Annotated in this window: 1 protein-coding gene; it reads right to left on the bottom strand. The window is 39.7% G+C overall.

Annotated features, from left to right (window positions below; genetic code table 11):
* A partial coding sequence (locus tag BHX94_RS10805; RefSeq protein WP_146606923.1) for a DUF7507 domain-containing protein occupies positions 1–11,789 on the bottom strand: 11,789 nt, incomplete at its 3' end.
* Positions 11,790–12,151: the final 362 nt, after the last annotated feature.

The raw sequence follows: 12,151 nt of genomic DNA, 5'->3' as shown, positions 1-12,151 counted from the left end.
CTTGCTTTACCTGTTGTTGATTCTCCCGGTGCTAATGTTGTGCTAAGTAATGTGATGCCCTCCGGGAACATTGCGTCTGTCACGGTTACGTTCGTTAATGTCGTTGTTCCTGTATTCTTCACGTTGAATGTGTAGTCGATTGTATCGCCGACTTTCACGCTCGTCTGGTTCGCTGACTTATCTAACGTAATCGCTGTTGTGCTGTCCTGCGTGATGACAACTTTGTCTTCTGCCGTCGGCGCTTTCAGGTCTCCTGGTGGTGTGCCTGTTGTTATCGCTACGTTCTCAAGTTGTCCTGCATCTACTTCTGCCTGCGTTACTACGTGTGATGCTGTGCCTGTTGTTGACTCTCCTGGTAATAACGTTGTCTTGCCTAATGTGATATTGCCGCCGAACATCGGGTCAGTTACGATCACATCTTTCAATGTTACGTTACCTGTGTTTGTCACTGTGAATGTATAGTCTACTGTTTCACCTGCGACTAAGCCCGTTGCTGTCGTTGCTTTATCTAATGTAATGCTTGTTGACGGGTTCGTCGGTACTTCTGTCGTTGGTACTTCTGTTGTCGGTCCTTCTGTTGTTGGTTCTTCTGTTGTCGGTGCTTCTGTTGTCGGTTCTTCCGTTGTTGGTTCTTCTGTTGTTGGCTCTTCTGTTGTTGGCTCTTCTGTTGTTGGCTCTTCTGTTGTCGGTTCTTCTGTCGTTGCCTCTTCTGTTGTTGGTTCTTCTGTCGTTGGTTCTTCTGTCGTTGCCTCTTCTGTTGTCGGTTCTTCTGTTGTCGGTTCTTCTGTTGTTGGCTCAACAATTTCAACTGGTACGTCCACTGTATCTGCCGCCGTTGGCGGTGTTAAGCTGCCAGGTGGTGTGCCTGTTACGCTTGCTGTGTTCGTTACCTTGCCACCGTCGATATCTGCCTGTGATACGACTTTACTTGCTTTACCTGTTGTTGATTCTCCCGGTGCTAATGTTGTGCTAAGTAATGTGATGCCCTCCGGGAACATTGCGTCTGTCACGGTTACGTTCGTTAATGTCGTTGTTCCTGTATTCTTCACGTTGAATGTGTAGTCGATTGTATCGCCGACTTTCACGCTCGTCTGGTTCGCTGACTTATCTAACGTAATCGCTGTTGTGCTGTCCTGCGTGATGACAACTTTGTCTTCTGCCGTCGGCGCTTTCAGGTCTCCTGGTGGTGTGCCTGTTGTTATCGCTACGTTCTCAAGTTGTCCTGCATCTACTTCTGCCTGCGTTACTACGTGTGATGCTGTGCCTGTTGTTGACTCTCCTGGTAATAACGTTGTCTTGCCTAATGTGATATTGCCGCCGAACATCGGGTCAGTTACGATCACATCTTTCAATGTTACGTTACCTGTGTTTGTCACTGTGAATGTATAGTCTACTGTTTCACCTGCGACTAAGCCCGTTGCTGTCGTTGCTTTATCTAATGTAATGCTTGTTGACGGGTTCGTCGGTTCTTCTGTCGTTGGTACTTCTGTTGTCGGTCCTTCTGTTGTTGGCGCTTCTGTTGTTGGCGCTTCTGTTGTCGGCGCTTCTGTTGTCGGTGCTTCTGTTGTTGGTTCTTCTGTTGTTGGTTCTTCTGTTGTTGGCGCTTCAATTTCAACTGGTACGTCCACTGTGTCTGTCGCCGTTGGCGATGTTAAGCTGACAGGTGGTGTGCCTGTTACGCTTGCTGTGTTCGTTACCTTGCCACCGTCGATATCTGCCTGTGTTACGACTTTGCTTGCTTTACCTGTTGTTGATTCTCCCGGTGCTAATGTTGTGCTAAGTAATGTGATGCCCTCCGGGAACATTGCGTCTGTCACGGTTACGTTCGTTAATGTCGTTGTTCCTGTATTCTTCACGTTGAATGTGTAGTCGATTGTATCGCCGACTTTCACGCTCGTCTGGTTCGCTGACTTATCTAACGTAATCGCTGTTGTGCTGTCCTGCGTGATGACAACTTTGTCTTCTGCCGTCGGCGCTTTCAGGTCTCCTGGTGGTGTGCCTGTTGTTATCGCTACGTTCTCAAGTTGTCCTGCATCTACTTCTGCCTGCGTTACTACGTGTGATGCTGTGCCTGTTGTTGACTCTCCTGGTAATAACGTTGTCTTGCCTAATGTGATATTGCCGCCGAACATCGGGTCAGTTACGATCACATCTTTCAATGTTACGTTACCTGTGTTTGTCACTGTGAATGTATAGTCTACTGTTTCACCTGCGACTAAGCCCGTTGCTGTCGTTGCTTTATCTAATGTAATGCTTGTTGACGGGTTCGTCGGTACTTCTACTGTATCTTCATCTGTCGGTGGTGGTGTATCTCCTGGCGGAGTGCCTGTTACGTTCGCTGTGTTCGTAACTTTACCACCGTCGATGTCTGCCTGTGTTACCACTTTGCTTGCTGTTCCTGTCGTTGTTTCACCTGGTGCTAATGTTGTCTTATCTAATGTGATACCCTCTGGGAACATTGCGTCTGTCACGGATACATCTTTCAGTGTCACTGCACCTGTATTCGTTACTGTGAACGTGTAAGTGATTGTATCGCCGACTTTCACACTTGTTTGATCTGCTGTTTTCTCAAGATCGATTGCTGACTGCTGATCTGTCGGTACGTCCACTGTATCTGTCGCCGTTGGCGATGTTAAGCTGCCAGGTGGTTTACCTGTTACGCTTGCTGTGTTCGTTACCTTGCCACCGTCGATATCTGCCTGTGTTACTACTTTGCTTGCTTTACCTGTTGTTGATTCTCCCGGTGCTAATGTTGTGCTAAGTAATGTGATGCCCTCCGGGAACATTGCGTCTGTCACCGTTACGTTTGTTAATGTCGTTGTTCCTGTATTCTTCACGTTGAATGTGTAGTCGATTGTATCGCCGACTTTCACGCTCGTCTGGTTCGCTGACTTATCTAACGTAATCGCTGTTGAACTATCTGTCTCTACTTTGACTGTATCATCATCTGTCGGTGGTGTAACATCTCCTGGTGGTGTTCCTGTTGTTGTTGCAGTGTTAGTTACAAAACCGTTATCTACATCTTCTTGTGTTACAACTTTAATTGCTGTTCCTGTTGTTGATTCCCCTGGTGCTAGTGTCGTCTTACCTAATGTGATACCTTCTGGGAACATCGGATCTGTTACTTTTACATCATTCAATGACACTGTACCTGTATTCGTTACCTTAAACGTGTATTCTAGAGAATCTCCAAATTTTACCAATCGTTTATCAGCCGATTTTTCTAACGTAATTGCTGGTGTACCGTCTTGCGTTACAACTACAGTGTCTTCATATGTCGGTGGTGTCAATTCCCCTGGCGGTGTGCCTGTTACGCGTGCTGTATTCGTTACTTTACCTGCATCAACATCCGCTTGTGTTATCACTTTGCTTGCTGTTCCTGTTGTACTTTCTCCTGGTGCCAATGTAGTTTTATCTAATGTGATACCGTTCGGGAACATCGGATCTGTGACTTTTACATCTTTTAATGTCACTGTACCTGTATTTGTTACAGTAAATCCATATTCAATTGTTGACCCAACAACTAATCCTGTAGCATTTGATGTCTTGTCTAACTTAATACTTGCAGTTGAATCAGTAGGTACTTTTACAGAATCCTTATCCGTTGGTGGCATTAATCCTGTCGGCGGTGTTCCTGTTGTTGTTGCTGTATTTAATACATAACCTGCATCGATATCTGCTTGTGTCACTATGTGTATTGCTTTAGCTGTAGTTGATTGCCCAGGTAATAAAGTCGTCTCTAATAAAGTAACAGGTTCATTAAACATTGGATCAGTAATTGATACATTTGTTAACGTTACATTTCCTGTGTTTGTAACCTTGAATGTGTAATTAATAGGATCTCCTAAATTTGCAATTACTTTATCCGCCGTTTTTTCTAAATCAATATTAGTTAATCTTTCTTGATTTATCGTTACTTTGTCTTCTGCTGTTGGTGGTGTTAATTTCCCTGGTGGTGTTCCTGTTGCTGTTGCTGTATTCACTAATGAACCTGCATCAACATCTGCTTGTTTCACTGTCTTAGTTGCTGTTCCTGTTGTACTTTCTCCTGGTGCTAATGTCGTCTTATTTAAAGTAATTCCATCAAACATTGGATCTGAAACTTCCACATTAGTTAATGTTACATTTCCTGTGTTTGTTACTTTAAATTGATATGTTACTGTTTCTCCTGCAATCAGTTCAGTATTGTTTGTAGATTTATCAAGTTCAATACTTGTTACTGGTTTGGCAGGGACTATAGCTGTGTCTTCTGCGGTTGGTGCCGTAATGTTACCCGGTGGTTTGCCAGTTACACTTGCTGTATTTGATACAGAACCTTTATCCATATCTGCTTGCGTTACAGTCTTAGTTGCTGTTCCTGTTGTACTTTCTCCTGGTGCTAATGTTGTCTTTTCTAACGTAATACCTTCCGGGAACATTGGGTCAGTTACTTTAACATCTTTCAATGTCACAGTACCTGTATTCGTCACCTTAAATGTATACGTTATTACTTCTCCTACTTTTGCTTCTTGTTGAACAGCTTCTTTATCAATTTCTATTGCTGCAGATTGATTTGCTGGTACTTCAACAGTGTCTGTTGCTGTAGGTGGAGTTAAACCGTTTGGTGGGGTTCCAGTTGTTGTTGCTGTATTAGTAACTAAACCACCATCTATATCTGCTTGCGTTACTACTTTACTCGCTCTTCCTGTTGTACTTTCTCCTGGTGCTAATGTCGTTTGAAGTAAACGGATACCTTCAGGGAACATCGGATCTGTCACTGTTACTTTCGTTAATGTCGTTGTTCCTGTATTCTTCACGTTAAAAGTATAATTAATTGTTTCTCCAACGTTAACTGCCTTTTTATCTGAGGTTTTATCTAATGTAATACCTGCAGAACCACTTTGTGTGATTTCTACAGTATCTTCATCTGTTGGTGGTGTTAAACCTCCAGGTGGCGTTCCTGTTGTTAGGGCTGTGTTCGTTAACTTACCTGCATCGACTTCAGACTGAGTGACTACGTGAGATGCAGTTCCTGTTGCACTTTCACCTGGTGCTAATGTTGTCTTACTTAAAGTAATATTTCCACCAAACATCGGATCAGTCACAATAACGTCTTTTAACGTTACAGATCCTGTATTTGTTACTAAGAATTTATAATTTACTGATTGGCCGGCAACTAATCCTGTTGCATCAGTAGTTTTGTCTATTTTAATACTCGTTTTCGCATCAGTTGGTACTTCTACAGTATCTTTATCTGTTGGTGATGGACCTGATGGTGATGTCGCTGTTGCTGTTGCTGTATTTGTAACAACACCCGCATCAATGTCTTGTTGTGTTACGACTTTAGTTGCTGTTCCTGTTGCTGTTTCACCTGGTGCTAAAGTTGCCTTATCTAAAGTAACGCTACTAAACATCGCATCAGTTACTTTAACATCAGTTAAAGTTGTATTACCCGTATTTGTAACCGTAAATGTATAAGTAATATTATCACCTAACGCGACTGATGCTTTATCAGCTGTCTTCTCAAGATCGATTGTTGATTGCTGGTTAGTTGATACATCAACTGTATCAGTTGCAGTCGGTGGTGTTAATCCAACAGGTGGTGTTCCAGTTGTTGTTGCTGTGTTCGTTACAACACCTCTATCAATATCTGCTTGAGTTACTACTTTAGTAGCACTGCCTGTTGTTTCTTCCCCTGGCAACAATGTTGTATTAGTTAAAGTAATACCATCAGGGAACATTGGATCAGTCACAATGACATCGGTCAATGTTGTTGTTCCTGTATTTTGCACTTTAAATGTATACGTAATTGTTTCACCTAATTTAACATTTTCGTTTGCTGATGATTTATCTAATGAAATTGATGCTGTTCGATCAGATGTCACAGTTACAGTGTCGTTATCAAAAGGTGGCTCTAAATTCCCTGGTGGTGTTCCAGCAACTACCGCCTTGTTATCAATTCTACCTCTGTCAACATCTTGTTGTGTCGCTACGTATTGAATCGTTCCAACTGCTTGCTCTCCTGGCTCAAGTACAGTTTTATCTAATTCAATATTTTGTCCTGTAAATAAATCTTCACTGTGTACATTTGTTAAAGTGACATTTCCTGTGTTTGTTATAACAAACGAATAAGTTAATGTATCTCCAACTTTAAATATTTGTTTATCGACTGACTGAACAATAATGATATCGGGCGTCCCTGTTGCTACTACTCTATTATCGTCTGTTGCCGTCGGAGGTGTTAATCCAGCTGGTGGTGCGCCTGTTACGCTTGCTGTGTTGATTATTTCTCCGTTATTTATATCTTCTTGCGTAACAGTATATGATTTTGTAATCGTTGTTGATTCACCTGGAGCAAGTATAGTATCTTCCAGTGTGATTGAGCCACCTAACTTTTCATCTGTAAGCGTTACATTAGTTAATGTACTTGTGCCTGTATTGGTAACGACAAACTTATAAGTTATTCTCTCTCCAGCTTTAGTAACAGTCGTTAAATCACTCGATTTATCCAAAGTAATATTTGCTGTTGGATGCGTATTAACAACTTCTGTTTCTTCATCAGTTACTTTTGGCCCCACAGGAGGTAACCCGGTAACATTTGCTGTATTTACAATCTCTCCACGCTCAAATTCATCCTGTGTAACAACATGCTGGAATTGAACTTCTGTCTTCTCACCTGGTTGTAAAGTCGTATTATCTAGTTTGATAACACCACCAAACATTGGATCTGTTAATTCGATATTAGTTAATGTTACGTTACCTGTATTAAATATTTCTAAATCATAAGTTATAACTTGTCCAACGCGCTCAACTTCTTGTATATCCGCATGCTTATGCAATTCAATTGCAGGTTTATGTTCAGTCGGAATAGTTACTGTATCCGTTGCTGTTGGATGCGTTAAGTCTCCTGGTGGCGTACCAGTTACTGTCGCAATATTATAAACACTTAATTTATTTAAATCTGATTGAGTAACAGTATGTGTTGCTGTTCCTATTGTTTGCTCGCCTGGTAATAACGTTGTCTTTGCTATTGTAATACCATTAGGGAACATCGGATCAGTCACAACTATATCCGTCAAGGTCGTATTTCCTGTATTTGTAACTGCAAATGTGTAAGTAATAACTTCTCCCGTTTGCTGGATAATTGTCCGTCCTGCAGTCTTTTTAATCGCAATACTAGTATTTTGCTTTACCGGAACTTTTACCGTAGCAGTGTCTGTCACTTGTGTACCTGTTGGTGGTGTACCTGTTACTTTTGCCATATTCACCAGCTTACCTGAATCAAATTCTTCTTGTGTTACGACATGTATTGCCGTACCTTCAGTTGATTCACCTGGTTCAAGAACTGTATTTGTTAAGATACGGTTATTAGGGAACATCGGATCGGTAATAACAACATCTTTCAATGTAGTATTACCTGTATTTGTCACTTTAAAGTTGTATTTTATTTCCTGCCCCGGCGCTGTAATTTCCGTTAAATTTGCTGTCTTCTCAATTGACATACCATTTGATGTAATAGCCGGTAATTCTAAAAAATCCGTATCTGATGGATCATCTAAGTTATCTGGAGCTGTTCCAACTGCGAATGCTGTATTAGGTAATTTACCGTTGTTAATATCACTTTGTTGTACAGTATACATTGCTGTTCCTGACGTTGTCTCTCCAGGTTCCAAGGTTGTTTTCTGTATAGTAACAGGACCACCTACTAATGGGTCATTAACTTTTACATCTTTCAACGTAGTTGTACCAGTATTCGTTACTGTAAAAGTATATGTTACTAATTCTCCAGCAGATTTAATCTCCTTTAAATTCGCTTCTTTTTCTAAATCTATTCCAGTTGTACCTATCGCCGGAACTGTTACTGCATCTGTTGAAGTTGGCGGTGCGCCCGATGGCGGTGTACCTGTCGCTTTCGCTGTATTATAAATTGTTCCTGCATTCATTTCTGCTTGTGTAACTGTATGTTTTGCTGTTCCTGTTGTTGTTTCTCCTGGTGCTAAATTTGATTTTGCTAAAGTAATGCCATTAGGGAACATAGGGTCAGTTACTACAACATTTGTTAAGGTCGTATCTCCTGTGTTCGTTACTGTAAATTGATAATCAATGATATCCCCAGCTTTAGCAACATTTAATATCTTTGTTGCTTTATCAAGATTTATTCCTGGTTTACCATTTGGTGTAACGATAGCATTATCGTCATCAGTAACATTTGCACCTTTTGAATCTTTACCATTGACTATCGCCGTATTTTTAATTGCATCTTTTGCCATATCAGCAGTAGTCACAGTATAAATGGCAGTTCCTGACGTTGTTTCTCCTGGCGCTAACGTTGTTTTTTGAAGTGAGACATTTCCACCTAACATTGGATCGTTTAATACTACATCTGTAAGTGTCGTATTACCTGTATTTGTTACAACAAAATTGTATGTAACTTTGTCTCCTTCTTTTACTTGTGTAGCTGTTGTTGACTTTTCTAACTTAATCATTGGACTAAGTTGTGTTGGAACATCAACTGTATCAGTTGATGTTGGTGATGTACCTATTGGTGCAGTGCCTGTTACTGTTGCTGTATTTTTAATATTTCCTGAATCAAATTCTGCTTGTGTTACAGTGTGTGTTGCTGTTCCTGTTGTTGTTTCTCCTGGGGACAACGTTGTATCCTGTAATACGATACCACCAGAGAACATCGGGTCACTTACAGTCACATTCGTAAGTGTAACGTCTCCTGTATTTTTTACAGTGAAGTTATAATAAAGCGTTTGCCCAGGCGTTGTAACCAACTCATTTTGTATCACTTTATCCAATGTAATGGATGGTGTTGATGTTGTTGTTACTGTTTCAGTATCTTTTGCTGTAACTTCTGTTCCTGAAGGTGGTGTGCCCGCAACCGTTGCTGTATTCGCAATGGTTGGGTTGAACATATCTTTATCTGTTACAGTATATTTTGCTGTACCCGTTGTTGATTCCCCGGGCAATAATGTAGTTTTCATAAGAGAAACCACTCCACCGAGCATCGGGTCTTTCAATGAAACATTTGTTAAAGTTACATTCCCCGTGTTCGTTACAGTGAAGTTATAAGTAACAATATCTCCTTCTTTAACAACGGATTTATCTGCAACTTTGTCTAAAGTAATTGCTGGCGTATCTGGAGTCAATACAGTCACTTTGTCTTCATCCGTTGGAGGTGTGATATCACCTGGTGGTGTACCTGTAACTTTTGCTGTATTAACTATATCTCCACCATTTATTTCTTGTTGCGTAACAGTCTTAGTTACTGAAGCTGTTGTACTTTCCCCAGGATTTAACGTCGTCTTACTTAGCGTAATTCCTTGCGGGAACATCGGATCATCCAGCTTAATATTGTATAAAGCGATTTCCCCAGTATTTGTTACTTTGAATGTATACGTAATTAGGTCTTCAGCTTTCGTTACCGAAGTTACGTTTGATTGCTTTACTAAATCAATCGTTGCCTTTAACTGTTTATTATCGACTGTTAGTGGACTAGGCATCGAAGTTTCTGTTCCTGTTGTGTCTATTTTAAGAACGGTATAGCTACCATCACTATTAACCGTTATTTTATATTTAGAATTGTCTTTAACATAACCTGACGGTGCAGTTGTTTCTTCAACAATGTACACACCGGGCATTAAATCAGGAGTAATAACTTTTCCAGTAGATGTTGAAGTCGCCGTTACCGGTGTTCCATTTTCTACTTGTACAATTTTCCCTGATGCATCTTCGTAAGTAGTAACTGGTGTTATTTTAAATTCTGCACCAGGTATCCCTTTCTTACTACCATCAGGTGCAACTCCATTCTTCTGGAATGAAATTGGCCAAGGTCGTTGATTCGGTGTATAAACTTTAACTTCATTAGATAATAAAGATTGCTTCGTCGTAGCGCCTGAAATTGTAGTTATGATTTCCGCCTGGTTAGGAATACCGTTCGTTACAATATCAGTATAAAGCGCTCCAGCTTGAGCGAATTCAGGCTTTATCTTTGCTGTGATCAGTACTTTATATTGATCACCTAAATAGCTCGTAAATTTCCCATCAGCATCTGCTGGTAATGTTACTTTAACTTCATTATTCAATGTAGTAATTGCATTAGACCCTAAAGTAAACGGCACTGATGAAGCACCACTTTTATCAAGTGCAACAACCTTAACATCTAAAATTTCTAATCTCGGATCAATCTTATCATAAAGTACTGGACTTGTTGTCCAGGCTAATGGTGATCGATTAAAAGCATAGTCATTCGAAAACGAAAATGTTTGTGTCCCGGAATCTAAAGTGGTACTTGGTGTTCTATATGAAGTTTCAGTCGCTTTTTTTACAGATTTTTTCACTGTTGTTTCACAATTAAAATATTGATAAGTATCTGCTTTAGAAGGTCCAAACTTAGGTACAGTTACTTTCTGAGTACCGAAAGTAAATTCACCGGTTAGTGTCGGCCCTATTTCGTCTGCCGTAGGATCCGCATCAATAACAAGTAAATCAGGATTTAGAAGTTGGGTTGTATATTCTAAACTGTATTCAGATCCATCGTAATCAAATTTGTTAACCGTTATTGTTGTGCCATTTTGGGTAAATGATAACGGGATTCTTTCTCCTGTTGTTTTATTAACAAGCGTCATGGTTTCCATTTTGTATCCAGCAGTTAATGTAAATGTTCCTGAAGAATTCACTGCTTGTGCCGCGTTACTAATTGCTGAAGATAACTGGTTAACAAAAGCAGTAGAATCTCCCGTATTGATATAGTAACCTGGATCTGTTGAATAACTTTGTAAAGTGGTTTGAATTTGTGGACGCATCGTCGTTTCATATAAAGGGCCATACATCGTCATATTAGAGAATGAATTTCTATCTTCTAAGAAACCAACAACAAATTCTGCATTAGAGTATGACGTCTTAACACTTGTAACAGCAGCTGTTAAATCATTCAACCTTGCCTTCCAGTCCTGAGAAGTTTCATATTGATAAATATAAGGCCATGTACCATTCGCTGCGTCATAAAATTGATCATACACTGTTCCCGGATAATCATTCACATATTCATTTCTTATAAACGCACCTGTAACCGCATTGTATCTAGCCCAGCGATATTTAGTATAATATTGCCTTAAACTATCATCATAATATGTTCCTACCACTGTGCTTACCGATTTAAAGTTATCAATATATGCCTGTTCCCCGATATTTGTTTTTTCGATACTTTGCGTGACCGGACTTACGTTAGCCACACCATCTGTAATTAATACGAACACCGTTTGTCTACCTGTTGCAGCACCTGCAACAGATTTATAGTCATTTAATGCTTGAGTCACACCACTTGGTGTCGGCGTTCCACCTTTAGGGACAACCGCATTTACAAACGATTTAACAGATGTAATATCTGACGTTAACTTAGAACTGTTTGTGGTAATCTTAAAATCATTAATCGCACTAGTATAGTAATTTGTTCCTGGAGGGTTTTGGAAGTTGTTGTTCTTCACCCCTTGGAATGTTGTTATCATCGTACGATCGCCATCTGCAGGTTGCACAAATTTATCAATTGAAGCATTGATCATTTCTTTAACATTAGGCATGTTAGATGTAAATGATCCACTGGCATCTAAAATAAAGACTAAATCTAATGGTTTTGGACTAAGTGTGACTTTTGGAATAGAAGTCGTGCCAGTCAAAGTTTTTGTACATAATGCAGGCGGGACTCCACTCGTTGCAGCATCTGCTTTATTTTGAGATATAAATTGTAATGGCAATGCCATAACAATTATCGCTATCATCAAAATGATTCTTGTAAATTTATTCATATTAACCTCCTTTGTTAACAATTGATTTCAAAATAGACAAAAAAATTACTCACTACTAAATTCCATTATCATTAATATTCTATGTATTATCAGTTTCCTTTTCAATAGGAATATAGTATGTTATTCACCAGATAATTTTTTTCTTAGTATAAAAAATATATCCTTCTTTATAATGATAAAATTAATTATATTAAAATAGTAAAGAGACAGAGAATTAAGTGTAAAATAGGTGTTTCCATATTATTTTCCTATATATATATTCTAACTATTTTCCTATTTAAATTTTCCTTTTAATGCTAATTTTGTGTCTTTTTTATGACAATTTGTGAATAAAGTTTCAAGAACAAAAAAAGAGATGTATC

It is taken from the genome of Macrococcoides bohemicum, from assembly GCF_003259675.1.
Taxonomy (GTDB): Bacteria; Bacillota; Bacilli; order Staphylococcales; family Staphylococcaceae; genus Macrococcoides; species Macrococcoides bohemicum.
This window is presented reverse-complemented; position numbering and strand designations above follow the sequence as displayed.